The sequence below is a fragment of the Rhizobium sp. BT04 genome (assembly GCF_030053135.1).
GTDB classification, from domain to species: Bacteria; Pseudomonadota; Alphaproteobacteria; order Rhizobiales; family Rhizobiaceae; genus Rhizobium; species Rhizobium binxianense.
Window position 1 is genome coordinate 2,647,995 of record NZ_CP125652.1, and the last position, 26,313, is coordinate 2,674,307.

A 26,313-nucleotide genomic window follows, 5' to 3' on the forward strand; every position below is an offset into this window, starting at 1 on the left:
CATATTCGCACAATCGAATTCGTCAAAATGACGAAATGCCAAAAAAGGTCCAAGCAAATCAGCAGATAAGCTGACCGCCATTGATCTCGATCACCTGGCCGGTGATGTAGCCCGAGAGCGAGGGAGCCGCCAGGAAAAGATAGGCGGGAGCACAATCCTCCGCCGTGCCGAGCCGTTGCAGGGGGATGGATTTTCTCGTCTGCTCCAGCTTTTCGCGGGAGGAATAGCGCTCGTGGAAATCCGTCTCGATCGTTCCCGGCGAGACGCAGTTGACGCGGATTGCATCCGGGGCAAGCTCGCGGGCAAGCGCCTTGGAATAGGTCGCAACAAAGGCTTTCGAGGCCGAATAGATCGAGGAGCCGGGGCTGCCGCCGGTCAGCGCCGAAATCGAGACGGTGTTGACAATGGCGGCGCCCTCGGCCGCCTTCAATGCCGGCAGCAATGCGCGCGTCAGCGCCACCACCGACGTCTGGTTCAGCCGTATGACCGCCTCATATTCCGCATCGGTCAGCGTGGCGGCGGGGAAACGGCCAAGCATGGTGCCGGCATTGTTGACGAGCACGTGCACCCTGTCGAAGAAAGCGAGAACATCTTCTGCAAATTGCGACGCCCCGCCGACGGCAGAGAAATCGGCATGCAGCAGCAGCGCCCGTCTTTCTGATTCAGCCGTCAGCAGAAAATCCGGCAGGTCCCGTCCCGGCTTGCGCCCGGTATGGACGATCACCTTCGCGCCGCAGTCGAGAAACTGCCGGGCGACTTCGAGACCGATGCCGCGGCCGGCGCCGGTCACGACGACATTGCGATTTTCGAACAGTCTGGGATGAAACACGAGCCGTCCTCCTCGCGGACAGTGCCGCCGGTTGCGCCACTCGCCCTTAACATATGAGCGCGCCGACCGAAAGAAAGGCAGGCGTCGATCTTTCCCGGGGAAGACCAGGGTTTAGTTTTCGGTCTCCAGAAGCCGCGCGCCCGGTCCCTCCTTGCCGAGCCGGTCGCAGGGATTGCGCAACGGACAGCTTTCAATCGACAGGCAGCCACAGCCGATGCAGCCGGTCAGACGGTCGCGCAGCAGGCTCAGCCGCCTGATTCGCGCGTCGAGATCGTCTTTCCAGAGTGCCGACAGGCTCTGCCAGTCGGCGATCGTGGGCGTACGCCCCTGCGGCAGGGATTCGAACGCCGCCTGGATTTCCGAAAGCGGAATGCCGACACGCTGCGCCACCTTGATGATGCCGAGCCGGCGCAGCACATCGCGCCCGTAGCGGCGCTGGTTGCCGCGGGTGCGAATGCTCGAAATCAGCCCCTTGGTTTCGTAGAAGTGCAGCGCCGAGACGGCCAGGCCGCTGCGCTCCGCCACCTCGCCGACCGTCAGCAGCTTGCCGAGCGGCGTTGCCGGAATTGTATCCATTGCCCTCTTGACCTCAAGATTAGTTGAGGTTTTATAAGCCTTGCTCCAGCAATCGTAAAGCCCAATCGCGAGAAGGAGCGGCGCATGAAAACATCCATCAGGCTGGCGGTGATCTACGGAAGCACAAGAAAGGGCCGCATCTGCGACCGGGTGGTCAAATGGCTGACGCAGGAGCTCGTCCGCTTCCCGCAATTCGATATCGACATCATCGATCCACTGGATTTTGCGCTGCCGCCCGACCGCGACATGGCGCACCCCGAAATCGACAGGCTCGCCGGGCGGCTCGGCATGGCCGACGCCTTCATCATCGTCACGCCGGAATACAATCACAGCTTCAGCGCCGCGTTGAAATCGACCATCGATCTGTTTTTCGAGCCCTGGCAGGGCAAGCCGGTCGCCTTTGTTTCCTATGGCGGCATCTCCGGTGGCTTGCGCGCGGTCGAGCAATTACGGCTCGTCTTTGCGGAACTCCATGCCGTCACCGTCCGCGATTCGGTCAGCTTTTCCGCGCCGTGGAGCCGCTTCGACGTCGCCGGACGGCTTGACGATCCGAGCGACGCTCTGCACACGCTCGACCGGATGATGGCGCGGCTGGAATGGTGGACACGGGCGCTCATTGCCGCGCGCGGCGATCATCCCTACGCCGATATCGCCGCCTGAAACGAAGGGCTCCGGTTCCGTTCCCGGCAGGTACGGAACCTCTGGGGACACCCGGACAGGACTTCCGTCCGGGTGTTTTCCGATCATGCCAGCCTCATCCCGACCATGCGGACGGGTTGGCAATTTTTGCGGTTGCGGGAAGAAAACCCCGGTGGTAGTTTCCGCGCCGATTAACAGGGGAGCTCCGTATTGCCGGGGCTGAGATGCGAGGCGCAGGCTTCCGGACCCTTCAAAGCTGATCTGGGTAATGCCAGCGGAGCGAGGTTCAGATGTTTTCAGGCGCACAAGTGTCACTCTATCCGATGTCCGGCAATTTCGTCGGCATCATTCTCGATGCCGTCAAGGCGCTCGATCCCTATCGCGACCGGCTGCGGATCGAGACCGACGACATCTCCACACTGCTGGTCGGCCCGCCTGACATTCTCTTCGCCGCCATGCACGATCTTTTCGCCGCCGCCGCCCGGACCGGCGAGCATTGCGTGCTGTCCGCCGCCGTTTCACGCGGCTGCCCCGGCGAGCCCGACGACGCCATCTGCGGGGTCAACCCCGCCCTCGGTCAGGCAGAACCGCTTGCCGACCGTATAACGGCAGGACTTGCCGCCGTAGAAACCACTGCCGAAACCGGGCAGCCGACCGCTGCGCAATTCTCGCTCTATGTCATGGGAACCGGGACCCATATGGACGAGATCTATGGCTGCATCGACTTCCTGAAACGCTCCGGTACCTTCGACCGCGCCAAAAATTTCTGCACCAGGCTCTCGGGCGATGCCGGTGCCGTCTTTGCAACCATTCGTGAAGCCTTTTATCGCTTCGGCGACCCGGAGGGACATGTGACCCTCGATATCACGGTGTCAGCCAATAGCCCGACGAAAGCCTGATCGAACGCTGATGACAACGCTACCACCATCGGATTCGCGTCTTGCCGCGCTCCGCGCGGCTCTCTACCGGAGCATACCCGCTCTGCTCGCCGGCTGCGCCTTTTTGGCAGCCTGGGAGCTCTATGTCGATCTCTCCGGGATCAAACCGTCCATCCTGCCGGCGCCGTCGCGCATCGTCATCCAGGGCTGGCTGAACCGCGAGGCGCTGATATCAAACACCTGGCCGACGCTGGGTGCGACACTCGGCGGTTTCGCGCTGTCGCTGGCCTTCGCCTTCGTCTCATCGATCCTGATGGATTTCATGCCCTTCATGCGCCGGGCATTGCTGCCGATCTTCATCGCCAGTCAGACCCTGCCGCTGGTGGCGATCGCCCCCCTCGTCGTCCTCTGGTTCGGTTTCGGCCTGTTGCCGAAGGTCCTGCTGGTGGCCCTCGTCACCTTCTTTCCACTGCTCGTCGCCCTGCTGCAGGGCTATGAATCGACCGACCGCGACATCGCCGAATTGCTGAACTCGATGAAGGCGAGCCGCTGGCGCATTTTCCGTCTGGCACGGTTTCCCTCGGCGCTGCCCTATTTCTTCGCCGGCCTCAGGATCTCGATCACCTATGCCGTCGTCGGCGCGATCTTTGCCGAATATGCCGGCGCCGCCCGCGGCCTCGGCATCTATATCCTCAACGCCAAGAACAATTTCCGCCCCGATCTGGTGCTCGCCGCCGTCGTCGTCAGCGCCGTGCTGACACTCTGCCTCTTCGGGCTGACGTTATTGATCCAGCGCCTGGTCATGCCCTGGCAGCCGTCCGGGGAGCGGCGGCGATGAACAAAACAATGCTTGAACTCGGCAATATCTCGAAGTCCTTCGACGGCATGAAGGTGCTGGGCGATATTTCGCTCAGCGTCGCAGACGGCGAGTTCGTTTCGATCGTCGGCCCGTCCGGCTCCGGAAAATCGACGGTGCTGCGATTGCTGACGCAGGCGCTGCGCCCCGATTCCGGCACCATGCTTTTCAACGGCGTGCCGCTGGAACAGGCGCCGCATTCCTTTGCCTTCATGCCGCAGCGCGATGCGCTGATGCCCTGGCGCCGGATCATCGACAATGCGGCACTCGGCCTCGAGGTGAAAGGCATGAGCCGCCGCGCGGCCCGCGCCATTGTGGCGCCTTTGTTCGAGAGCTTCGGTCTTGCCGGCTTCGAACACCACTATCCCTCCGAACTCTCCGGCGGCATGCGCCAGCGCGCCGCGCTGCTGCGCACCGTCGTCCAGACCCAGGACATGCTGCTGCTCGACGAGCCCTTCGGCGCGCTCGACGCGCTGACGCGCACGCAGATCCAGGAATGGCTGCAGGGCATGTGGACCGAACACCGCTGGACGGCACTGCTGATCACCCACGACGTTCGCGAAGCGGTGTTCCTCTCCGACCGGATCTACGTGCTTTCGGCCCGTCCGGCGCGTATCATCCGCGAATTCCGCGTTCCCCTGCCCCGCCCGAGAAGCATCGCCGACCTCGGCTCGCCGGCGGCCCAGGCGATTGAAACCGAAATCCTGCAAACCCTGCTTCATCCGCTGCAACAGGATGATTTTAGGCCGGCCGGCCTAAAATCCGAATCCTGTTCTAATTTAAAGAGTTAGAGCATGATGTCGTCCGAAAACCGCTCACACTTTTCGGCATCATGCTCTAGAGACCTGAGGAGGTCACCATGCTGCTTCTCACCCGCCGCCAGACGATCGTCGCCGCCATCGCGGCAAGCCTCGCCGGCCGCACCGCCTTCGCCCAATCGGCGCCCGCAAAGGTCCGCATCGCGCTCGACTGGACGCCCAACACCAACCATATCGGCATCTATGTCGCCAAGGCCAAGGGCTTCTATGAGGCGGCCGGACTCGATGTCGAAATTCTTCCCTTCACCGATACCAGCGCCGGAACGCTGGTATCGAACGGCGTTGCCGATTTCGGCATCAGCAGCGAGATCGAGACCCTGACCCAGCGCGCCGGCGGCGGTGACGTGAAGATGGTCTACGGCGTCGTCCAGACGGAAACCGCACGGCTGATTTTCAAGGGCGGACGCGACGACATCAAGAGCCCTAGAGATCTCGACGGCAAGACCTATGGCGGCTTCGGCGGCACCTGGGAGAGCGCGCTGATCTCCGCGATGATCCGCAATGACGGCGGCAAGGGCGAGGTCAAGACCGTCACCCTCGGCACCTCCGCTTACGAGGCGCTGGACAATGGCTCGATCGATTTCACGCTGGAGATCTACACCTGGGAAGGCATCGCCGCCGAACTGGAAAACCGGAAGATCGGCCGTTTCCACTATTCCGATTATGGCATTCCCGACGAGCAGACGACGGTCATCGTCTCCAGCGACGCCTACCTCTCGGCAAACCGGGAACACGCCCGCGCCTTCATCCAGGCCACGCGAAAGGGCTATGCCTACTCCGTCGACCATCCCGACGAAGCCTGCGACCTGCTGATCTCCGGAAGCAACGGCGCACTGATGAATACGGACCTGGTAAAAGCCTCTCAGAAGGCATTGATCGAGGGGCACTTCCTGAAATCCGAGGCCGGCGTGATCGGTAAGCTCGACCCGGCAAAGGCCGAGGCCCTCGGCGGCTTCCTGCTCGAGAATGGCATTCTGGTCGACGCGAATGGCGCCGCGCTTAAGGAGAAGCCGGACTTTTCCACCTATTATACCAACGAACTTCTCGACTAAGCCCAACGCCTGCCTTGCCCGTCGCAGCTTTCCGCTGCAAAGTCTGAGACCCGGAGCATGATGTCGTCCGAAAACCGCTCACGCTTTTCGGCATCATGCTCCGGGCAGGGCGGGAGATAAGATGCGACAACAGCAGAGACTGGCCGGGGCGGACTTTCTGCGCGCGACGGCCTGTCTGCTGGTGTTTGCCCATCATCTCGCGCTGCGGCTGGATATGCGCAGAATTCCCGACGAACTGGGGCCAACCGCAAACATCCTCCGCTTCGGCAATTTCGGCGTCGCCATCTTTTTCGTGCTCAGCGGCTTTCTTCTTGCCCATCCCTTCTGGCGCGCGCTCGACGACGGCAGCAACATGCCGAGCCTCCGGCATTACACGATCCGCCGGGCGGCGCGCATCGCTCCGGGCTTCTGGTTCGCCGCGACCATCAGCTTCGCCCTCAGCCTGACGCTGCTGGCCCTGCCGCTGACGCCGGAGCTCGCGCTCCGCTACCTCTCCGGGCTGCTGTTCATGAGCCAGTGGCATTGGCGCACCTTCTTTCCTGTCGAAGGCGACGGCCCGCTTTGGTCAATTCCCTTCGAGGTCACCAGCTATGTGCTGCTGCCGCTCTGCTTTGTCCTGCTGTTTCGTTTGCCCGTCCTCAGGCAGCGTCCGTTGCTCGCCCGCTTCGCCTGGCTTTGCGTCATCACAGGCGTGCTCCTGGCCCATCTGCTGATCCTCACCCTGTTTCCGCTCGACGACATCGGGCGCGGCTGGCAATACGGCCTCCAGGGCGGGGCGAAGGAATGGATGCCGCGCTATAATCCGATCGGCTTCTTCGCCATCTTCGCCCTCGGCGCGCTGGCCGCCGGGGTCGAGGTCGCGCTCCCCAAAAGGCCCTCCGCCTGGTTCGATGCCGCGGCGCTGCTGGCCCTCGCCATTGCCGGCTACCGCCTCGTCATATCGCCCGGCGGCACCCCCGAAGCTTATGGCTGGCTCGAAATCCCCTACGGCTTCCCGGTTTTTCCGCTGGCAATCGCAACGGCGCTCGTTTCGCTCTGCCATTCGCAATACCTGGGCAGGCTGCTCGACAATGCTCCTGTCCGCTACATCGCCAGGATCTCCTTCGGCATCTATATCTGGCAGGAAATCATCCTGATATCGATCCAGAGGCTCGATCCGGGCTCGTTCGGCGCTGCCTCGGAAAATGTCGTCATCGGCTGGCTGCAGTCCTGCGGTCTGGCGGCAGCGCTTGTGCTGCTGGTTGCAAACCTCAGCTACACCCTGCTGGAAAAACCGGCCATCACTGTCGGAAACCGCCTGACATCCCGCCAATCCAATCGGGCTACTCCTTTCAAAGTATAAATCTCCCGACACCTCAACTAGAGGCATTAAGGTTAACGCGCAATACTCCCATTTTTGGTTTCTTTAGGGTTACGGAATTCTTATTTATCCCGATGACAAACGATACGTGACCATGTATCTGTCTCTGTGCAGTTCAGTATCGCATCTAAACTTGTGGGCCTTGCGTAATGAATGCTTTTACTTCGAAGACGAATTCACGCTTCGACCCGTCTCAGCGTCAGGACAAAACCAGGTCCCTGGTTATCGCGAATTCCAACATTCGCCAGCCCGATAGCTTTTCCCTTGTTGAAAGAAAGATGGCTGTGCAGCTCAGCGTGAAGCGTTTGATCGACGTCGTCGCCTCGGTCAGCGCCCTCATTGTGCTGGCGCCGTTTTTTCTGGCGATCGCGCTCTTCATCAAGCTCGACGACGGCGGGCCAGTGCTTTTCCGCCAGATTCGCTGGGGACTGAACGGCCAGAAAATCACGGTCTTCAAGTTCCGAACGATGCGCGCCGAAGCTTGCGATCCGAGTGGCATCCAACAGACGGTCAAGGGCGACAGCCGGGTGACAGGCATCGGTGCGGTGCTCCGCAAGACCAATATCGACGAACTGCCGCAGCTTCTGAACGTCCTCAGGGGCGACATGTCGCTGGTCGGCCCGCGCTGCCACGCCATCAACATGCGGGCAGCCGGCCGGCTCTACGAAGAACTGGTGCCCGACTATCATCACCGCCACATCATGCGTCCCGGCATTACCGGTCTTGCGCAGACACGCGGATGGCGCGGCCCGACGGCGCGACCGCTTCAAGCCCGCGCCCGCATCGCCTGCGATATTTATTATGTCAGGAATTTCAGCCTGCTGCTCGACTTGAAGATCCTGCTCAAGACGATCGCTATCGAGCTGCGCGGCGGCACCGGCTTCTGAGATATCCCCGCCATCGCTGCCAGAGATAAGCGGTCCTGGCGCCGCCCGATGGGCGCTCCCTGCCGTATGCCGACAGATAAATGAACACAAAAAAGGCGGCTGTTGCAGCCGCCTTTGATCGTCGCAGTCGGTTGCCGATCAATCCTGTTGGACGATGCCGCTCAGATGCGTCATTTCCATGATGAAGTGCTCGAGCTTCGACTTGTGCTCGTGCAGCTCCGCATGTTCGAGTTCCTTGCGGGCGGCCTCGATTCGGCGGGTCAGTTCGTCCTTGTGGAGCTCTTCGACCGGAACGGCGGACTCGGCAAGCAATGTGCAGCCGGTCGGCAGGATATCGGCAAAACCACCGAACACCACATAGTCCTGCTTCTTGCCGGAAGCCGAACGCACGCTCACGACGCCCGGCTTGATCGTGGTCATCGTCGGCGCATGGTGCGCCATCACGGTCATTTCGCCTTCAGTCGCGGGAATGACGACCTCGGTCACCATCTCCGACAGCAGCAGACGCTCCGGCGAAACGAGCTCAAAGTTGAAATTGTCAGCCATCAGTGACTTACCTTCTCGGCTATGGCTTTCGCATCTTGCAATTTAGTCCCGCAGAACGGGCAGTGCATTATCGCTTGGTCGAGATAACCGAGGCCTTCCTCGCTCTGGATCAGCCCCACCACCATCATCAGCACGCCGTTATCGGCGCGATAGATGGTCGGCGCTGCCGGCTCCGGAAGAGCCGCCACGACCCCTTTCAGGGAGTCGCAGCAGAATATCTCGTCCAGCGCGTCGCTCATCAAGCAGCTGCGAGCTTCTTGGCCTTTTCGACCGCTTCTTCCATCGAGCCGACCATGTAGAAGGCGGCTTCCGGCAGGTGATCATATTCGCCGTTGACGAGGCCCTTGAAGCCCTTGATCGTGTCTTCGAGAGCAACCAGCTTGCCCGGCGAGCCGGTGAAGACTTCGGCGACGAAGAACGGCTGCGACAGGAAACGCTCGATTTTGCGGGCGCGGGCAACAGCGATCTTGTCCTCTTCGGACAGTTCGTCCATGCCAAGGATGGCGATGATGTCCTGCAGGGCCTTGTAGCGCTGCAGTGTCGACTGGACCTTACGGGCCACTTCGTAGTGCTCTTCGCCGACGACCATCGGGTCGAGCATGCGCGAGGTGGAGTCGAGCGGGTCGACGGCCGGATAGATGCCCTTTTCGGCGATCGAGCGCGACAGAACCGTCGTTGCGTCAAGGTGCGCGAACGAGGTTGCCGGCGCCGGGTCGGTCAAGTCGTCGGCCGGAACGTAGATGGCCTGAACCGAGGTGATCGAGCCCGTCGTCGTCGTGGTGATGCGTTCCTGCATCTGGCCCATGTCGGTTGCGAGCGTCGGCTGATAACCGACGGCCGACGGGATGCGGCCGAGCAGAGCCGACACTTCGGAACCTGCCTGGGTGAAGCGGAAGATGTTATCGACGAAGAACAAAACGTCCTGGCCCTGGTCGCGGAAGTGTTCGGCGACCGTCAGGCCGGTCAGGGCGACGCGGGCGCGGGCGCCCGGCGGCTCGTTCATCTGACCATAAACAAGTGCCGCCTTCGAGCCTTCGCCGCCGCCATGCTTGTTGACGTTCGATTCGATCATTTCGTGATAGAGGTCGTTGCCTTCGCGGGTGCGTTCGCCGACGCCTGCGAAAACCGAGTAACCACCATGCGCCTTGGCGACGTTGTTGATCAATTCCATGATCAGAACGGTCTTGCCAACGCCGGCGCCGCCGAAGAGGCCGATCTTGCCGCCGCGTGCATAAGGAGCGAGAAGGTCGACGACCTTGATGCCGGTGACGAGGATCTGCGCTTCCGTCGACTGCTCGACATAGGACGGCGCATCCTGGTGGATGGCGCGCTTGTGAGCGGTAACCAGCGGACCTGCTTCGTCGACGGGCTCGCCGATGACATTCATGATGCGGCCGAGCGTCTCGTTGCCGACCGGAACCAGGATCGGAGCGCCGGTGTCGGCGACTTCCTGGCCGCGGACCAGACCTTCGGTCGAGTCCATCGCGATGGTACGGACTTCGTTTTCACCAAGGTGCTGCGCAACTTCGAGAACCAGACGGACGCCGTTATTGGTGGTTTCCAGCGCGTTCAGGATCTTCGGCAGTTCGCCTTCGAACGCAACGTCGACGACGGCGCCGATAACCTGGGTGACTCTGCCGACAGAGCCGATCTTGGGGGTAGCTGCCTCAGCCATTTTCTGACCCTCTTTTCCTAGCCTCAGAGCGCTTCCGCGCCCGAAATGATTTCAATGAGTTCCTTGGTGATCTGCGCCTGACGCTGGCGGTTGTAGCTCAGCGTCAGCTTATTGATCATCTCACCGGCATTACGCGTCGCATTGTCCATAGCGCTCATCTTGGCGCCCATTTCGCCTGCGACGTTCTCGAGGAGCGCGCGGAAGATTTGGACGGAGATGTTGCGCGGGATCAGATCTTCGAGGATCGATGCCGGATCCGGCTCATATTCGTAGACGGCGCCTGCATGGGCGGCATCTTCGTTCTGCACCGCACCCGTCGAAGCCGGGATGAGCTGCTGCGCCGTCGGGATCTGGCTGATCACCGACTTGAACTCGGAATAGAACAGCGTGCAGACGTCGAATTCGCCGGCGTCATACATCTCGATGACGCGCTTGCCAATCTGGTCGGCATTCTCGAAGCCGATCTTCTTGACGTCGCGCAACTCCTTGCGCTCGATGATCAGCGAAGCGAATTCGCGGCGAAGGATGTCGTAACCCTTCTTGCCGACGGTGAAGATCTTCACCGTCTTGCCTTCGGCAAGCAGCCTGCGGACATGGTCGCGTGCAAAACGTGCGATCTGCGAGTTGAAGCCGCCGCAGAGACCGCGTTCGGCCGTGCAGACCACCAAAAGGTGAACCTGGTCCTTGCCGGTGCCGGTCATCAGCGTCGGTGCGCCGTCCGCATCGGTGACGGCCTTGGCGATGTTCGCCAGAACCGCACCCATGCGCTGCGAATAGGGACGCGCGGCCTCGGCCGCCTCCTGCGCACGCCGAAGCTTCGCCGCGGCGACCATTTTCATCGCCTTGGTGATCTTCTGCGTCGCCTTGACGGAGGCGATCCGGTTTTTCAGATCCTTAAGTGAAGGCATCCGTGATCCGTCCTAACTTAGGGCCTGATTACGAGAAAGACTTTGCGAAGCTATCGAGAGCAGCGGTGAGCTTGCCCTTGATATCGTCGCTGATTGCCTTTTCCGTGCGGATCGCGTCGAGGATGGCAGAGCCTTCCGAACGCAGATATGAGAGGAAGCCCTGCTCGAACTTGCCGACCGAAGCAACCGGCAGCTTGTCGAGATAGCCGTTGACGCCTGCAAAAATCACAGCGACCTGCTCTTCCGTCTTCAGCGGCGAGAACTGCGGCTGCTTCAGGAGTTCGGTCAGGCGCGCGCCACGGTTCAGCAGGCGCTGCGTCGCAGCGTCAAGATCCGAACCGAACTGGGCGAAGGCGGCCATTTCGCGATACTGGGCGAGTTCGCCCTTGATCGAGCCGGCAACCTGCTTCATCGCCTTGATCTGTGCCGCGGAACCGACGCGGGAGACCGAGAGACCGACGTTCACGGCCGGGCGGATGCCCTGATAGAACAGGTCGGTTTCAAGGAAGATCTGGCCGTCGGTGATCGAGATGACGTTGGTCGGAATAAAGGCCGACACGTCGTTGCCCTGCGTTTCGATAACCGGAAGAGCGGTCAGCGAGCCGGCGCCCTGGTCGTCGTTCATCTTCGCAGCGCGCTCGAGGAGACGCGAGTGCAGGTAGAAAACGTCGCCCGGATAGGCTTCACGGCCCGGCGGGCGGCGCAGCAGCAGCGACATCTGACGGTAGGAAACGGCCTGCTTGGAAAGGTCGTCGTAACCGATCAGCGCGTGCATGCCGTTGTCACGGAAATATTCGCCCATGGCGCAGCCGGCAAACGGTGCCAGATACTGCATCGGAGCCGGATCGGAAGCGGTGGCGGCAACGATGATCGAATACTTCAGCGCGCCGCGCTCTTCGAGCACCTTGACGAACTGGGCGACGGTCGAGCGCTTCTGGCCGATGGCGACATAGACACAGTAGAGCTTTTCGCCTTCCGGACCGTTGTCGTGAATGGCCTTCTGGTTGAGGAAGGCATCGAGCAGGATCGCGGTCTTGCCGGTCTGGCGGTCGCCGATGACGAGCTCGCGCTGGCCGCGACCGACCGGGATAAGCGCATCGATGGCCTTGAGGCCGGTCGACATCGGCTCATGAACCGACTTGCGCGGAATGATGCCCGGAGCCTTGATATCGACGCGCGAACGACGCGTCGCGTTGATCGGGCCCTTGCCGTCGATCGGATTGCCGAGCGCGTCGACGACGCGGCCGAGCAGTTCCGGACCAACCGGAACGTCGACGATGGCGCCGGTCCGCTTGACGGTGTCGCCTTCCTTGATGTCGCGGTCGGAGCCGAAAATAACGACGCCGACATTGTCGGATTCAAGGTTCAGAGCCATGCCGCGGATGCCGCCGGGGAACTCGACCATTTCACCGGCCTGGACATTGTCCAGACCGTAGACACGAGCGATACCGTCACCGACGGAGAGAACCTGGCCGACTTCCGAGACTTCTGCCTCTTTGCCGAAATTTTTGATCTGGTCTTTGAGAATTGCGGAAATTTCCGCGGCGCGGATATCCATCAGCCAACCTCTTTCAATGCGAGCTTAAGGGTAGAGAGTTTGGTACGAAGAGACGTATCAATCTGACGGGACCCGACCTTCACGATCAGACCACCAAGAATTGACGGATCAACCGTGACGGCAATCGTCACGTCTTTGCCGGTAACGCTCTTGAGTGCCACCTTCAATTCGGTTTCCTGCGCTTGCGACAGCGCATGCGCCGAGGTGACCTCGGCGGAGATTTCACCGCGATGGTTCGCGGCGATGATGCGGAAGGCCTTGATCATGCCCGGCAGGGCGAACAGGCGGCGGTTGCGCGCCACGACCTTCAGGAAATTGGCAAAGAAGCCGCTGATGCCGGCCTTCTCGCTGATGGCGACGATCGCCTTCAGCTGGTCTTCAGCGGAGAAAACCGGGCTTGCGACGAAGCGCTTCAGATCGGCGCTCTCATCCAGCATCGCCTGGAAACGGTCAAGATCGGCGGTTACGCTATCGACGGCGCCCTGCTCGAGCGCCAGATCGAAAAGCGACGAGGCATAGCGCTCGGCAACACCAGATGTAAGCTGGGACGTGTCTGCCACTGGCACAAATTTCCCTGATTTCAACCCAAAATCCGGCTCTCGGCGGGCGCCGAACCTATGATCTTGAATTCGTTTTGATTTCCCCCAGAAATCACAAGAGAAGCCTCTTGCTTCTTCCGAAATTCGGGGTCCGTCTAACATAGGATGTTCGGACTCGCAACACGCGTAATGCCCGAATACGCCTTTCACATGAATTTCTGTTCGCAAAATTGCGCAATGGCCTGAAAGCAGGCCGCAGAAGCCGTCTGCCGGCAGCGAGAGTCAAGTCTGGATGAAACCGAAAGCGTAGAGCAGCGGTAGCGCGGCCAAAGCGATTTGCACAACCAGGAGTAAATAGTTGACGATATTACTCCCCTTATCGGACAGGATCGAGATGATGCGGGCAAAGGCCGCCATCGCGAAAGAGGCGCCGAGCGCCATGTAGATCCAATCCTGGGCGAGCATGATCGCCGAGAGGCCGAAGCCGAGATAGAAACCGCCCATCGAGCGTCCCTCACCAAAACCTTCCGGCCGCCCCTCCTGCGCCTGCAGACCGAGAAGACGGAAAGTATGGCCCGGCGCGAACATCATGATGAAGCCGGCGAGCGCCGTGAAAGCGGCAGAGCAAAAGGCAAGCTGCTCGCCAAGCTCGGTCGGAAAATAAAACTCCATGCGTCAGCCCCAAATCACCCGGATGAATCAGTGTTTTATGGCATGCGCCAGAAAGGGAGGAAATGGCGGCGTGATGTTTTAGAGAAAACTCTGCGGATCGATATCGAGCTGCACCTGCACCGATCCGCGCTCCTTGGGCGATTGCGACAGCATCGCCCGCAGGAACCCCTGCATGTCGGAGTTCCGCCGGCCGTGCACCAGGAGGCGGAAGCGGTGGCGGCCGCGGACCAGCGCGAGCGGCGCTTCGGCCGGGCCGAGCACCGAGATGCCCGACACCTGCGGCGCGGCGTTGCGTATGCCGCGCGCATGGTTTTCAGCGTCATGGCGGGTTTCGGCCGAAACGATAATCGAGGCGAGCCTACCGAAGGGCGGCAATACGGCGCGTTCGCGTTCGGTGATTTCGCGCTCGTAGAAGGCGTCGGAATCGCCTGATACGATCGCCTGCATCACAGGATGCTGCGGCTGATAAGTCTGCAGCAGCCCATGGCTCTTGAGGCCGGTGCGGCCGGCCCGGCCGGTCACCTGCGACAAAAGCTGGAACGTGCGTTCGGCCGCGCGCGGATCGCCATTGGCAAGCCCGAGATCGGCATCGACAATGCCGACCAGCGTCATCAGCGGAAAATTGTGCCCCTTGGCGACGAGCTGGGTGCCGATGACAATATCCGCCTCGCCCTTGGCGATCGCGTCCAGCTCCAACCGCAGCCGCTTCACCCCGCCCATGATATCCGAGGAGAGAACGATCGTCCGCGCCTCCGGGAAATGCCGCTCCACCTCCTCGGCGATGCGCTCGACGCCTGGCCCGCAGGCAACGAGATGGTCGAGCGTGCCGCATTCCGGGCACGCTTCCGGCGTGCGCTCGGCATGGCCGCATTGATGGCATTGCAGCTGCTTGCGGAAGCGATGCTCCACCAGCCAGCTCGAACATTGCGGGCATTGGAACCGATGGCCGCAGACCCGGCAGAGCGTCAGCGGCGCATAACCGCGCCGGTTGAGAAACAGCAGCGCCTGTTCCCGCTTCTCCACCGTCTTGCCGATCGCCCGGATCAACACCGGCGACAGGAAGCCGCCGCGCTCCGGCGCGTGCCGGCGCATGTCGACGAGATGCAGGTCCGGCAGCGCTGCATCGCCGAAACGCGTCGGCAGATGGACGGTGCTGTAGCGGCCACTCTGTCCGTTGACCTGGCTTTCCACCGACGGCGTCGCCGATACCAGAATGACGGGAAAATCGCCGATGCGGCCGCGCACCACAGCCATGTCGCGGGCATTGTAGAAGACGCGATCCTCCTGCTTGTAGGCAGGATCGTGCTCCTCATCGACGATGATCAGACCGAGATCCTCGAAGGGCAGGAAGAGCGCCGAGCGGGCACCGGCCACGACGCGCACCTCGCCGGTCACCGCCTGGCGCCAGACCTTCTCGCGCATACGCGGCGCCAGATCGGAATGCCATTCGGCCGGTTTTGCCCCGAAGCGGTCCTGGAAACGCTCCATGAAACTTGCCGTCAGCGCAATTTCCGGCAGCAGGATCAGCACCTGCTTGCCGCGTTTCAGCGTCTCGGCAATCGCCTCGAAATAAACCTCGGTCTTGCCGGAACCGGTCACCCCGTCGATCAGCGACACCGAAAATTCGCCCTTGCGGACGTCGGCAACGATCTCTTCGGCCGCCGCCTTCTGCGGCCCTTCGAGGCGCGCGGCAGCAAAATCGGGATCAGGCATCGCCACAACAGGCGGCGGCGGCAGGAATATCGTCTCGAAGATGCCGAGCGTGATCAGCCCGTCGACGACGCTCGTCGAGACGCCTGCCGCGTGCGCCAGGCCGCTGCGTGTCCAGGAAAGGCCGTCGGAGGCCGTGTCGAGCACCCGGGCGCGCGCCGGCGTCATCCGATCCGGTTCGCCGCCGACCAGCTTCAATCCCTCCACCATCGGTTCCGGCTCGAAGGCGTTCGGCGCCCTCAGCGCCATGCGAGCGACGAGGCCGGGCGGTGAGAGCGTGTAGGTCGCCACCCAGTCGATGAAATCGCGCATTTCCCGGGAGAGCGGCGGGCAGTCGAAGACATGGCTGATCGGCCTAAGCTTCTTCGGATCGACACCGTCCTCGCCGCCGTCCCAGACGACGCCGATCACCTGCCGGGGCCCGAGCGGCACCTGCACGACCGAGCCGGGCTCGACCGCCATGCCATCCGGCACCGAATAGGAATAGGGTTTGGGCGCCGGCATCGGCACCAGCACGGGAACCGTTCGGTTCGCGGGCGGTGCCTCGAAAAGCGCGCCAAAGAGATCGGACGAATCTGTGCTCATCGGGCGAGACCATGCCCGCAAATCGACGGAATTGGAACCGCAAAGACAAGGCGGCGTCTCCGGCGGAGAATGTGATTGCGCTCCTTTGCCGAGATCGCCCGTATCCCGAACGAAAAGGTTGCCGGGCAAGCGATTGGCCGCATAGATTGCCGGAAAATCTTATTCGAAGCCGAAGCGCTGTTCTTCGGCCGCGGAAGTGGAGAGCACCAATGGCCAGACTGACCGAAGATGCCAAGGGCGTCTATGTGATCGCCGTAACCCCGTTCACCGATGACGGCGCGCTCGATCTCGAAAGCATCGACAGCATGGTCGATTTCTACGAGGGCGCCGGCGTCACCGGCCTAACGGTGCTTGGCCAGCTCGGCGAGGCCTCGAAGCTGACCGCCGAGGAATCGCGGATCGTGGTCGAACGGGTGCTGAAGCGGCTGGGCGGCCGTCTTCCCGTCGTCGTCGGCGTCTCGGCGCCGGGACTTGCGCCGATGCGCGAACTTGCCGAAGCGGTCATGGGAGTGGGAGCTGCCGGCGTCATGGTTGCGCCGCCCTGGACCGTCAAGACTGACGACCAGGCCTTCGCCTTCTACCAGTCGGTCGGCGAGGCCCTTAACGATACGCCCTTTGTGCTGCAGGATTATCCGCTCACCACCAATGTGACGATCGCGCCCCAGGTCATCGAGCGCATCGTCAACCAGGTGCCGAATTGCGTCATGCTCAAGCACGAGGATTGGCCGGGTCTTTCGAAGATCACTGCACTTCGCGCCGCTAGCGACAAGGGCGGCATGCGGCGCATCTCCATCCTTTGCGGCAATGGCGGGCTTTTCCTGCCCGAAGAGATGGGCCGCGGCGCCGACGGCGCCATGACCGGCTTCTGTTATCCTGAGATGATGGTCGGCGTCGTCGAAGCCTATGCCGCCGGAAATCCCGATCGTGCCCATGCGATCTTCGATGCCTATCTGCCGCTCGCCCGCTACGAACAGCAGCAGGGCATCGGCCTTGCCTCGCGCAAATATGTGCTTGCCAAGCGCGGCGTGATCAAATCCGCCACCCTGCGCAAACCGGGCGCCCGGCTCTCGGCGCTCGATATTGCCGATGTCGAGCGGTTGTTGGCGCGTCAGACGATCCGCCTCAAGGAGATCGGGGCGTGAGGCTCGACCCGTGCAGATCGAGACGATGTGTGTGTCCGTCCCGTCCGTTGGCCGGAAATCCGAGCGACTCCCAGAATTTCGCCGCGCCATCGTTTCCCGCATGAACGGTGACGATGCTGCAGGACGACCGCGCATGCTCGAGCAGCGCCGGGGCCAGCATCCGGCCGATGCCGCGCCTGCGCATTGCAGGGCTGATGTAGAAACGCCGCATCCGCAACGCCCCTGACATGGCGCCTTGGACGGTCATGCCGCCGATGCCGGCGAGCGCCTCCCCAACATAGGCGCTAAGCAATCTTTCACCGTCGCGCTCGAACCTGATATCGCCAGCCGCCCATTCGTCGACAAGGCGGGTGATATGGCGATACCCCTCTTGCCGGGCCGCGCTTTCGAGATCTGCGATTTCCCGCGGCAATCGATCGCGGATCATATGGATATCGATTGTCATGATCGTGGCGGGAATCTAGGCTGCAGGAACCGGGAGCTCGCGGCTCACCGCCGCAGCCGGCTGGCCGACCGGCATAAAGATCGCGTCGCCATCCCCAGCCATGTCGTGCACCGTATGTTTCTCCAGCGCCTTCGTCACCTCGTTGAGGTCGCCGTCCAGATGTTCGGCCGGAATGAGATTGCCGATCACGAAATCGAAGCGGTCGCCGCGTTTGTTCAGCAACTCGTGAAAGACCGTCATGTCGCGAAGCTCCGTCGACCATTTCGCCAGCCAGTAGAACAGGCCGGAATTGCGCGCCGTCATATGGACGGGAAGGATCGGCAAATTGTATTTGCGCGCCAGCCCGACGGCCGAGTTCTTCCATGGGCGCTCGTTCAGCCGGCCGTTCGCCCAGTAGGCGATGCGGCCCGAGGGAAAGAGCACCGTCGCCTTGCCTTCCCGCACCGCGTGGTTGGTCAATTGCAGCGTCTCACGCGCCTTCAGCTTGCTCTTGTATTCCTCCCGCCATTCGACGGGAATGATCATCTCGGCAAAGCGCGGATTGACGCGGATCGCATCGCGATTGGCAAAGAACATCATATCCGGCCGGCGCGCTTTCAGGAGATCGAACACGGCGACACCGTCGGCGATGCCGGTCGGGTGGTTGCTGACGAGGATGAAACCGCCAACATCGGGGATGCGTTCGCCATTGACGATGCCGATGTCGAGTTTCAGCACGTCGCTCAGATATTCGAACGACTGGAAACCTGGCATTTTGGCGACTGCATTGGCGAATTCGAGCGCCTTGTTATAGCGCAGCAGCGTGTAGAGGAACGGCCGCATGAGCGGCCAGAGTGGATTTTTCACAATCCTCTGCCCGCGTTCGGCAATCAGCGTGTCGACGATATGACCAGGCTTTCCCTGTGAAACGAGTGCGATCGCTTCCGCGAGCTGTCCGAAAGCCGTCATGGAATCGCGCCGTGCCATGAAAGATCCTGTCTATGGGGTATAAAACTATCGCAGTAGAATATGATCCAGGGATGACAAAGGTTTGGCCGGCATTAGCAATTTCATAACCGTTCCTGCTTCAAATTGGCGGACTTGAAGGCAAATTCAAGGCCAGCGACGTGAATGAACTGCTTGTAATCGCCGATCCCGGCCTGATGGCGGAACGGGCCGCGTGGCTCGAAAATCTCGCGCGCGAGCGGCGTCTTTCCGAGCACACACTCGATGCCTATGAACGCGACACCCGCCAGTTCCTGACCTTTCTGACCGGCCATCTCGCCGGCCCGGCGACACTTGGCGATATCAGGGAATTGCGCCCCGCCGATTTCCGCGCCTTCCTCGCAGCGCGGCGCAAACAGGGGTCCGGCGCGCGCTCGCTCGGCCGCAATCTCGCCGGCCTTCGCTCGCTGCTGCGCCATCTCGAAAAGAAGGGCCTGGTCAATGCCGCCGGTGCTGCTGCGATCCGTTCGCCGAAGCAGCCGAAATCACTGCCCAAGCCGCTCTCGGACACCCAGGCGATCACCGTCGTCAGCGACGAAGCCCAGCTCCACGACGAACCCTGGATCGCCGCCCGCGATGCGGCTGTCATGACCCTGCTTTACGGTTGCGGCCTGCGCATCTCCGAGGCGCTGGACCTCGTTCCCGCCGACCTGCAGAAGGGCGCGACAACGCTGCGCATCACCGGCAAGGGCAACAAGACGCGGCTGGTACCGCTGCTCTCGGTGGTTTTCGACGCGGTCGAGAAATACCGCACGCTCTGCCCCCATCATCTCGAAAGCAGTGAGCCGCTGTTTCGCGGCGCCCGCGGCGGCAAGCTGCAGGCGGCGATCATCCAACGCGCCATGCAGAAGCTGCGCAGCGCCTTCGGCCTGCCGGAGACGGCGACGCCGCATGCGCTTCGCCACTCCTTCGCCACCCACCTGCTTGCCGGCGGCGGCGATCTGCGCACCATCCAGGAACTGCTCGGCCATGCCAGCCTTTCGACAACGCAGGTCTATACCGGGGTGGATGCCTCGCGGCTGCTCGAAGTGTATGATCGGGCGCATCCGCGCGCCTAATGCATGTCGCCCAAAAGTGCGCAGCGGTTTTGGGACAACGACATGCATAAACTATAGACCTAAAGCTTAAAGCGCATCGCATGCACCGGATTGAATGTGATGCGCTTTAAGCTTTCGTTAAGGCATTCTCTTAAAGGAATATCCGCAAGCCGGGCGTAGAGCATGAAGCCTATAGAGCATGTGATCGGAACACCCATCATGACGACATCAATCGGCCGCCGGACGTCTTACCTCGCAGTGCCGGCCAATCTGTTGCTCTGGCTGATTGCAGCCTTTCACATGCTGCTTCTTGCCGCGCTGTTTGTCGCCTTCCTGGCCGCCAGGCCGGCGGCGGCCGAAGACGCGGCCTGTACCGGCCGCAACCTGATAGTCGAGCTGCAGCAGAACGATCCCGCCCGCTATGCCGAGGCGGTGAAGGAAGCCGACGCAACGCCGAACGGCAAGGGCATCTTCTGGAAAATCGAAAAGCCCGGACTTGCACCCTCGTGGCTGCTCGGCAGCATGCATGTCACCGATCCGCGTGTGCTGGCCCTGCCGCCGCGCGCCCAGGCCGCCCATGATGCGGCAAATACGATCATCATCGAATCCGACGAGATCCTCGATGAGCGCAAAGCGACCGCGGCCTTGCTCGCAAAGCCTGAATTGACGATGTTCACCGACGGTACGACGATCGACAAGCTGCTTTCTCCCGAGGACTACAAGCGCCTCGAAGCCGGCTTGAAGCAGCGTGGCATCCCGCTCGGTGCCGTCTCCCGCATGCGGCCGTGGATGATCTCGAGCGCCGTCGCCCTGCCGGCCTGCGAAATCGCCCGCAAGGCAAAAGGCGTGCAGTTCCTCGACCAGAAGATCGCCACCGACGCCGCTGCTCAGGGCAAACAGGTCAAGGGGCTGGAAACGCTCGTCGAACAGATCCAGGCCATGGCCGACCTGCCGATCGAATTCCATCTGAAATCGCTGATCGAGACGCTGGAGCTCGGCGACAAGATGAGCGATGTGGTGGAGACGATGACCGACCTCTATCTCTCCGGCGACATCGGCATGACCATGCCGATGCTGAAGACCGTGACGCCGGAGAATAAGGACGAAAGCAACGACTACGCCGCCTTCGAACAGCGCGTCATCCTCGACCGCAACAAGGTCATGGCCGAGCGCGCCGCCCCCATTCTCGACGGCGGCAATGTCTTCATGGCCGTCGGCGCCCTGCACCTGCCAGGCAAGGACGGCGTCATCGAACTGCTGCGCCAGCAGGGCTTTACCGTTACCGCGGTAAACTAAAGACTGACAGCACCTTTGAAGTGAACTTTGATTCCGAAAACCAATTGCTTTCGCCGGAGATGGAAACCATTAATCAGGCCGGCTCTTTATCGTCACCGCGGAAGCACAAATTGAAAATTATCAGCCATTTGCGAATGGTCGCAATTCTGGCCGCTTGCAGTATCTCATGCATCGCCACCGCCACTGAGGACCATCGCTTGCCGGCGGGGACGTATTGCGGACAGCTCCTGTCGGGCGGCGTCATGACAGAGGCGGAGACGACCTTCGTTTCAAGTGTCACAGACAGCAAGATAACGGGAAGCTACGTGTTCTTCGATAAAGGGCAAGCCGTCACGGGCTCCCTGTTCGAGCCGAACGACGACGATGACGGGAATGATTTGACTCGCAAACTCGTCTGGCAAGACAGGTATGGCCACGGGAATCTGGTTATAATCTTCACATCGGATTTCTCGGCATTCCAAGGAAACTGGGGTGACGGTGGGAAGGCGTCTTTTCCATGGAACGGGAAGCGTTGTGAACCAACGATAGCCAAGTCGAACTCCCGATTATTGCCGCCTGATCGATCAGTTGCAGCAAGTGAACCCAGCCCGCCGGCGATCACCCGAGCGTCATGCGGCGCAGCACATTGCTTTTCCAATAGAACTGATGAACAAGGGCGCCGGCGACATGCGCCGCGATCAGCGCCCAGAGAATGATCTTCAGGATATCCGCGTGGAACGAACCGGCGGGATCGATACCGAAATAGTAGGCGGCGATGCCGGAAAGCGGCATCGCGAAGATCAGGATGTAGAGGCCGGCATGGGCAAGCCTCGCTGCAAGACGGAAGATCGCCGGCTCCTGTGCGACCTCGTCTGGAACGCCCTTGGTAAAACGCAGCCCGAGCCTGAGGACGGCAAGCAGCAGGATGGCGATGCCGACATAGGCATGGATATTCGCCGACGAAATCTGCTCTGGCGTCGGTACCTGGCCTCTGCGCATCAGCCGACGCCAGATATTCATACCGTCGGGAAACAGCAGGTTGAAGAAGATCAGCAGCGCCACCGCCCAGTGAAGAAAACGCTGGCTCAGGCTGTAACTTATGATGGACGGCTGCTGCATTTTCTGGACCTTCGCGGATGCTGAATTCTACGATACGCAACAACTAAAACAGCCGCCTGCCTTCCGGCAAGCGGCTGTATGCTTTGTTACGAATATGTAAGATTACATATGGATCGGCTTGAAGAAGGTCGCGAGCGCGGCCTCTTTCACCGCTTCCGACATTGTTGGATGCGCGTGGCAGGTACGGCCGAGATCTTCCGACGAACCGCCGAACTCCATCAGTACGGCGATCTCGTGAATCATCTCGCCGGCGCCGAAGCCGACGATGTGGCCGCCGAGCACCCGGTCGGTTTCCTTGTCGGCAAGGATCTTGACGAAGCCGTCGGTCGCCAACATCGCGCGGGCTCGGCCGTTCGCGGTGAAGGGGAACTTGCCGACCTTGTAGGCGACGCCTGCCGCCTTCAGCTCTTCCTCGGTCTTGCCGACCGAAGCGATTTCCGGCTGGGTGTAAACGACGCTCGGAATGACCTCGTAGTTCACATGGCCGTGCTGACCGGCGAGGATTTCGGCAAGCGCCACGCCCTCGTCTTCCGCCTTGTGCGCCAGCATCGGACCCTTGACCACGTCACCGATCGCATAGATGCCGTCGACATTAGTCTTGAAGTGACCGTCGATCTCGACGCGGCCGCGATTGTCGAGCGCCACGCCGGCCTCTTCCAGACCGAGACCCGCTGTATAGGGTTTGCGGCCGGTGGCGATCAGCACGACTTCGGCGTCGAGCGTCACCTTGTCGCCGCCCTTGACCGGCTCGAACGTGACCTTGGCGCCCTTGTCGCCCTTTTCGACGCCGGTCACCTTGGCGCTGAGATTGAAATCGATGCCCTGCTTGGCGAGCATGCGCTGGAACTGCTTGGATACTTCGCCGTCCATGCCGCCGAGGATGGTGTCGAGATATTCGACGACAGTGACCTTGGCGCCGAGGCGCGACCAGACCGAGCCGAGCTCGAGGCCGATGACGCCGCCGCCGACGACGATCAGCGTTTCCGGCACTTTCTCCAGCGCGATGCCGCCGGTGGACGAGATGATGGTCTTTTCATCGATCTCGACCTGGACGCCGGGAATGCCGGCGACGTCGGAGCCGGTGGCGATGACGATGCTCTTGCCTTCGATCTCCTGGACCGTGCCGTCTTCGGCGGTGACGGAAACCTTGCCGGCCGAGACGATCTTGCCGGTGCCCTTGATGGCATCGATCTTGTTCTTCTTGAAGAGGAAGGCGACGCCGTCGACATTCGCCTTCACCGTCGCATCCTTATGCGCCATCATATTGCCGAGGTTAAGCGTCGGCGCCGGGACGTCGATCCCGAGCGCGCTCATGCCGTGGCCGGCCTGATGGAACATTTCGGAGGCATGCAGCAGCGCCTTCGACGGAATGCAGCCGACATTCAGGCAGGTGCCGCCATAGGTCGCCCGCTTTTCGATGACGGCCACCTTAAGGCCGAGTTGGGCAGCCTTGACGGCGCAGACATAGCCGCCCGGGCCGGTTCCGATAATGATCACATCGTAGGACATTGCTTCTTTCCCTTTGGATTTTTCGTTTAATCGGCCGCGCGCGACAATGCGAGGCGGAAGCCGAAGCCGACGAGCGCCGCTCCGGTGACGCGGTTGAACCATTTGCCGCTGGCGATGAAGCGGTCACGGATCGTCTTGACCGTGAAGAAATAGGAGACGCCGGCAAACCAGGCGACCAGCGCCGTCGCCATGCCGATGCCGTAGGAAAACTGGATCAGCGCCGGCGTATCGTGATGCACGAGCGTCGAAAACAGCGACAGGAAGAACAGCACCGGCTTCGGGTTCAGCGCATTGGTGATGAAGCCCATGCCGAGGCACTTCAGCATCGAGACCGGCTCGCGGTCTTCGGCCGTCACCTCGATATCCCTCACCTTGAAGCCAGGCTCGCGGAACGACTTGATGCCGAGATAGACGAGATAGGTGACACCAGCCCATTTGATCATCGCAAACAGCATCAGCGATTTCGACACGATGAGACCGAGGCCGAGGATCGTGTAGCTGATGTGGAAGAGCAGCGAGAAGCCCATGCCGAGCCCGGTCATGACAGCGGCGCGGCGTCCATGCACGATGCTCTGACGCAGGATGACGGCGAAATCGGCGCCCGGCACGACGATGAAGATCGAGAAGACGGCCATCAGGCCAAGGAATTCGAGAATATACTGCATGCTGTTTTTGCCCCGTCGCTCTAGCGGCCGCCGCTCACATTGAGGATCGCGCCGGTTATATAGGAAGCCGAAGGTGACAGAAGATAGAGGATCGCATCCGCCACCTCATCGGGCGTACCCGCGCGCTGCATCGGGACCGACGGCGCCATCTCGCGCGCCCGGTCGGGCAAGCCGCCGGAAGCATGGAGGTCGGTTTCGATGATGCCTGGCCTTATGGCATTCACGCGGATGCCTTCGGCTGCAACCTCGCGCGCCAGCCCGACGGTGAACGTGTCGATCGCCGCCTTCGAGGCGGCATAATCGACATACTGCGTCGCCGAACCGAGGATCGCCGCCATCGACGAGACGTTGACGATCGCGCCTCCCTCGCCACCGTGCCGGCTCGACATGCGGCGTATCGCCTCTGCGGCGCAGAGCATGGAGCCGGTCACATTGATGCGCAGCATGCGCTCGATCCGCTCCGCCGACATCTCGTCGACCCGCTGCGGATAGTCGACGACGCCGGCATTGTTGACGAGCCCGTCGAGCCGGCCGAAATGCCGGTCGACGGCCGCAAACATCGAGACGATATCTGCAGCCTTGCCGACATCGCCCTCAATCGCCACGGCCTCGCCGCCGCCTTTTGCAATCGCCGCAACGACGGCATCCGCGGCCTTGCGGTTGGAGGCGTAATTCACCGCGACACGCCAGCCCTGGCGCGCGGCGAGGCGCGAGACCGCAGCGCCGATGCCTCGGCTTCCGCCGGTCACGAGAACAACAGGTGCATCGCTCATGTCGCACACTCCTTGAAAACAAGCACGTCCCAAGGCGCCACGGAAGCCTTGCCCTCGCCCCAGGCGCTGGATTCGCGAATGGCAGGACCAAGGCCGGGAAGCACGAGCTTTTCAGCCGCCGCAGCGCCTTCCGGCTGCAGATTGTCCAGCTCACCCTCGGCATCCATGCCGTAGACGGCGCCCTGCCAGACCGTGCAGGCATTGAGATCGGCGCCGGTGGCGTCGCCCTCGGGGCAATTGAACATCAGGATGCCGATGGCACGCACCGGATCTTCCGATGGCATGACATAACCTTCCATCACGACTGCCGTCCTGAGCGCGCGGACCTTGAACTGGTTGCTGGCGGCGGATGGAGAATTCAACGGTGCAAATCGCAATTCATAGGCACCGTCGCGATCGACATAGACGGCCCGTTCCTGCTTGCAGGCGGCGGCGAAGGCGGTCACAGGAACGCCGAAAAATGCGGCCGCCGCGATTGCAGCCACACCCTTCCGCCCCATCGTGATACCGATCCCACCGCTCATTGCAGCTTCGGCTCCCTTCGTCCGTCGGCATTCGCGATCACGCTGAAATCCGTCAGCAGCACCAGCGCGCGGCCGTCCTTGTCGAGCCCCCAGAAAACCGGATAGAAACCGTCACCCCAGCCGCTCCAGAACACCGCGACATTGCCCTTTTTGCCGGCGACCGGCCGGTGCAGTGCATAGGTGCCCTTGTTGGCATCGAGATCCGAGGCCAGCACATCGTCGTAGTAATTGATGTCGGCGTCAGGCTTCTGCGCCTGCAGCTGCGCTTCGCGTTCACCGATCAGAGGAAGCGTCTCCGCATCCATGTAGCAACCGAGACCTGCATCGACCGGATAGCCGAAAATCTCGCCGTCCTTCAGCGTCGCCGGATCCTGCCCGGGCAGGACCGCAAGCTCCCAATGATCCGGCTTGCCCTCGGCAAACCGCATGCTGGCGACCGCGATGCGCCCGAAGGCCTGGTAGAGCGTCACCGGATATTCGCCCGGCGCAACCGTCCTGGCGAGCGGCGGACGATCGGGCTGCGCGAGCGGGTCGGCCGCGACGATGCGTCCGGAGGTCAGCTCGACATTCCCCATATGGATCACGCCGATCGACCGTCCGGAAAGTTCGGCGTCGCTGAGTGCCGCCAGCTCGAAATTGCTGCTTGCCTTGCCAACGTCCCAGCCGGCCGCCGACGCAGAGACCGGGACATGCGCGGCGGCAGCGCAAAGAAGAAGGCGCGCCGCTCGCATGATCCGGTTCCGCATCGAAAA

The 26,313-nt window shown here is 61.7% G+C and carries 28 protein-coding genes and 1 riboswitch; of the genes, 10 read left to right on the top strand and 18 right to left on the bottom strand.

Going from position 1 to position 26,313, the window contains the following annotated elements:
• Window positions 1–58 precede the first annotated feature (58 nt).
• Together QMO82_RS21355 and soxR are read right to left on the bottom strand one after the other, a co-directional pair.
• Window positions 59–829, bottom strand: a complete 771-nt coding sequence (locus tag QMO82_RS21355; protein ID WP_183608664.1) for an SDR family NAD(P)-dependent oxidoreductase — start codon at window positions 827–829, stop codon at window positions 59–61.
• Between the two features lie 111 nt (window positions 830–940).
• Window positions 941–1,405, bottom strand: coding sequence for a redox-sensitive transcriptional activator SoxR (soxR, locus tag QMO82_RS21360; protein ID WP_183608663.1), 465 nt, complete (start codon window positions 1,403–1,405; stop codon window positions 941–943).
• An 84-nt stretch (window positions 1,406–1,489) separates the two neighbouring features.
• Between soxR and QMO82_RS21365 the strand changes: the two genes are divergently transcribed.
• The 7 genes from QMO82_RS21365 (at window position 1,490) to QMO82_RS21395 (ending at window position 7,895) form a co-directional block, all read left to right on the top strand.
• Window positions 1,490–2,065: an NADPH-dependent FMN reductase gene (locus QMO82_RS21365; RefSeq protein WP_180696446.1), complete on the top strand. Its 576-nt coding sequence runs from the start codon at window positions 1,490–1,492 to the stop codon at window positions 2,063–2,065.
• Window positions 2,066–2,230: 165 nt separating this feature from the next.
• A riboswitch (TPP riboswitch) is annotated at window positions 2,231–2,344 on the top strand.
• Window positions 2,335–2,943, top strand: a complete 609-nt coding sequence (locus QMO82_RS21370) for a YkoF family thiamine/hydroxymethylpyrimidine-binding protein (protein WP_183608662.1) — start codon at window positions 2,335–2,337, stop codon at window positions 2,941–2,943. (Overlaps the previous riboswitch by 10 nt.)
• 10 nt (window positions 2,944–2,953) lie before the next feature.
• On the top strand, window positions 2,954–3,760 hold the full coding sequence (locus QMO82_RS21375) for an ABC transporter permease (protein WP_183608661.1): 807 nt from the start codon (window positions 2,954–2,956) through the stop codon (window positions 3,758–3,760).
• A complete protein-coding gene (locus tag QMO82_RS21380; RefSeq protein ID WP_183610653.1) occupies window positions 3,757–4,569 on the top strand; it encodes an ABC transporter ATP-binding protein in 813 nt (270 codons plus the stop codon). The genes QMO82_RS21375 and QMO82_RS21380 overlap by 4 nt, the downstream gene beginning before the upstream one ends.
• Before the next feature lie 68 nt (window positions 4,570–4,637).
• Window positions 4,638–5,648: an ABC transporter substrate-binding protein gene (locus tag QMO82_RS21385; RefSeq protein ID WP_183608659.1), complete on the top strand. Its 1,011-nt coding sequence runs from the start codon at window positions 4,638–4,640 to the stop codon at window positions 5,646–5,648.
• Window positions 5,649–5,769: 121 nt separating this feature from the next.
• The gene (locus tag QMO82_RS21390; protein WP_183608658.1) at window positions 5,770–6,990 is read left to right on the top strand and encodes an acyltransferase; all 1,221 of its coding nucleotides are present in this window, start codon (window positions 5,770–5,772) and stop codon (window positions 6,988–6,990) included.
• Window positions 6,991–7,157: 167 nt separating this feature from the next.
• Complete coding sequence (locus QMO82_RS21395; RefSeq protein ID WP_183608657.1) at window positions 7,158–7,895, top strand: sugar transferase; 738 nt, start codon at window positions 7,158–7,160, stop codon at window positions 7,893–7,895.
• A gap of 138 nt (window positions 7,896–8,033) precedes the next feature.
• Here QMO82_RS21395 and QMO82_RS21400 read toward each other — a convergent pair whose 3' ends face one another.
• From QMO82_RS21400 to QMO82_RS21435, 8 genes are all read right to left on the bottom strand, one after another.
• Window positions 8,034–8,441 (bottom strand): F0F1 ATP synthase subunit epsilon, encoded by a 408-nt coding sequence (locus QMO82_RS21400; protein WP_183608656.1) that lies wholly within the window; start codon window positions 8,439–8,441, stop codon window positions 8,034–8,036.
• The gene (locus QMO82_RS21405) at window positions 8,441–8,680 is read right to left on the bottom strand and encodes a hypothetical protein (protein ID WP_183608655.1); all 240 of its coding nucleotides are present in this window, start codon (window positions 8,678–8,680) and stop codon (window positions 8,441–8,443) included. The genes QMO82_RS21400 and QMO82_RS21405 overlap by 1 nt, the downstream gene beginning before the upstream one ends.
• The gene (gene atpD, locus QMO82_RS21410) at window positions 8,680–10,116 is read right to left on the bottom strand and encodes a F0F1 ATP synthase subunit beta (RefSeq protein WP_183608654.1); all 1,437 of its coding nucleotides are present in this window, start codon (window positions 10,114–10,116) and stop codon (window positions 8,680–8,682) included. The genes QMO82_RS21405 and atpD overlap by 1 nt, the downstream gene beginning before the upstream one ends.
• Window positions 10,117–10,139: 23 nt before the next feature.
• Window positions 10,140–11,024, bottom strand: coding sequence for a F0F1 ATP synthase subunit gamma (locus QMO82_RS21415; protein WP_183608653.1), 885 nt, complete (start codon window positions 11,022–11,024; stop codon window positions 10,140–10,142).
• Between the two features lie 28 nt (window positions 11,025–11,052).
• Window positions 11,053–12,582: a F0F1 ATP synthase subunit alpha gene (atpA, locus tag QMO82_RS21420; protein ID WP_183608652.1), complete on the bottom strand. Its 1,530-nt coding sequence runs from the start codon at window positions 12,580–12,582 to the stop codon at window positions 11,053–11,055.
• Entirely contained in the window at window positions 12,582–13,148 is a 567-nt protein-coding gene (locus QMO82_RS21425) for a F0F1 ATP synthase subunit delta (RefSeq protein ID WP_003589849.1), read from the bottom strand. Before QMO82_RS21425 ends, atpA begins: the two co-directional genes overlap by 1 nt.
• A gap of 255 nt (window positions 13,149–13,403) precedes the next feature.
• Complete coding sequence (locus QMO82_RS21430) at window positions 13,404–13,793, bottom strand: DUF4345 domain-containing protein (RefSeq protein WP_183608651.1); 390 nt, start codon at window positions 13,791–13,793, stop codon at window positions 13,404–13,406.
• 78 nt (window positions 13,794–13,871) lie between these two features.
• A complete protein-coding gene (locus QMO82_RS21435; protein WP_183608650.1) occupies window positions 13,872–16,088 on the bottom strand; it encodes a primosomal protein N' in 2,217 nt (738 codons plus the stop codon).
• A gap of 209 nt (window positions 16,089–16,297) precedes the next feature.
• On the opposite strand from QMO82_RS21435, the gene QMO82_RS21440 reads away from it, so the two are divergent.
• A complete protein-coding gene (locus QMO82_RS21440; protein ID WP_183608649.1) occupies window positions 16,298–17,230 on the top strand; it encodes a dihydrodipicolinate synthase family protein in 933 nt (310 codons plus the stop codon).
• Here QMO82_RS21440 and QMO82_RS21445 read toward each other — a convergent pair.
• Window positions 17,211–17,675: a GNAT family N-acetyltransferase gene (locus QMO82_RS21445; protein WP_183608648.1), complete on the bottom strand. Its 465-nt coding sequence runs from the start codon at window positions 17,673–17,675 to the stop codon at window positions 17,211–17,213. The two genes, QMO82_RS21440 and QMO82_RS21445, sit on opposite strands and share 20 nt — an antisense overlap.
• 15 nt (window positions 17,676–17,690) lie before the next feature.
• A complete protein-coding gene (locus tag QMO82_RS21450; RefSeq protein ID WP_183608647.1) occupies window positions 17,691–18,641 on the bottom strand; it encodes a GNAT family N-acetyltransferase in 951 nt (316 codons plus the stop codon).
• A 140-nt stretch (window positions 18,642–18,781) separates the two neighbouring features.
• Here QMO82_RS21450 and QMO82_RS21455 point away from each other — a divergent pair, with 140 nt between their 5' ends.
• Window positions 18,782–19,717, top strand: a complete 936-nt coding sequence (locus tag QMO82_RS21455; RefSeq protein ID WP_183608646.1) for a tyrosine recombinase XerC — start codon at window positions 18,782–18,784, stop codon at window positions 19,715–19,717.
• 198 nt (window positions 19,718–19,915) lie between these two features.
• Entirely contained in the window at window positions 19,916–20,992 is a 1,077-nt protein-coding gene (locus QMO82_RS21460; RefSeq protein ID WP_183608645.1) for a TraB/GumN family protein, read from the top strand.
• Window positions 20,993–21,589: 597 nt separating this feature from the next.
• Here QMO82_RS21460 and QMO82_RS21465 read toward each other — a convergent pair.
• From QMO82_RS21465 to QMO82_RS21490, 6 genes are all read right to left on the bottom strand, one after another.
• On the bottom strand, window positions 21,590–22,090 hold the full coding sequence (locus QMO82_RS21465) for a cytochrome b (protein ID WP_183608644.1): 501 nt from the start codon (window positions 22,088–22,090) through the stop codon (window positions 21,590–21,592).
• Window positions 22,091–22,192: 102 nt separating this feature from the next.
• Entirely contained in the window at window positions 22,193–23,599 is a 1,407-nt protein-coding gene (lpdA, locus tag QMO82_RS21470; protein WP_183608643.1) for a dihydrolipoyl dehydrogenase, read from the bottom strand.
• 26 nt (window positions 23,600–23,625) lie between these two features.
• On the bottom strand, window positions 23,626–24,264 hold the full coding sequence (locus QMO82_RS21475) for a LysE family translocator (RefSeq protein WP_183608642.1): 639 nt from the start codon (window positions 24,262–24,264) through the stop codon (window positions 23,626–23,628).
• A 20-nt stretch (window positions 24,265–24,284) separates the two neighbouring features.
• Entirely contained in the window at window positions 24,285–25,037 is a 753-nt protein-coding gene (locus QMO82_RS21480) for an SDR family oxidoreductase (protein ID WP_183608641.1), read from the bottom strand.
• A complete protein-coding gene (locus QMO82_RS21485) occupies window positions 25,034–25,561 on the bottom strand; it encodes a hypothetical protein (RefSeq protein ID WP_183608640.1) in 528 nt (175 codons plus the stop codon). Before QMO82_RS21485 ends, QMO82_RS21480 begins: the two co-directional genes overlap by 4 nt.
• Entirely contained in the window at window positions 25,558–26,307 is a 750-nt protein-coding gene (locus tag QMO82_RS21490; protein ID WP_183608639.1) for a DUF4241 domain-containing protein, read from the bottom strand. The genes QMO82_RS21485 and QMO82_RS21490 overlap by 4 nt, the downstream gene beginning before the upstream one ends.
• Between the last annotated feature and the right edge of the window lie 6 nt (window positions 26,308–26,313).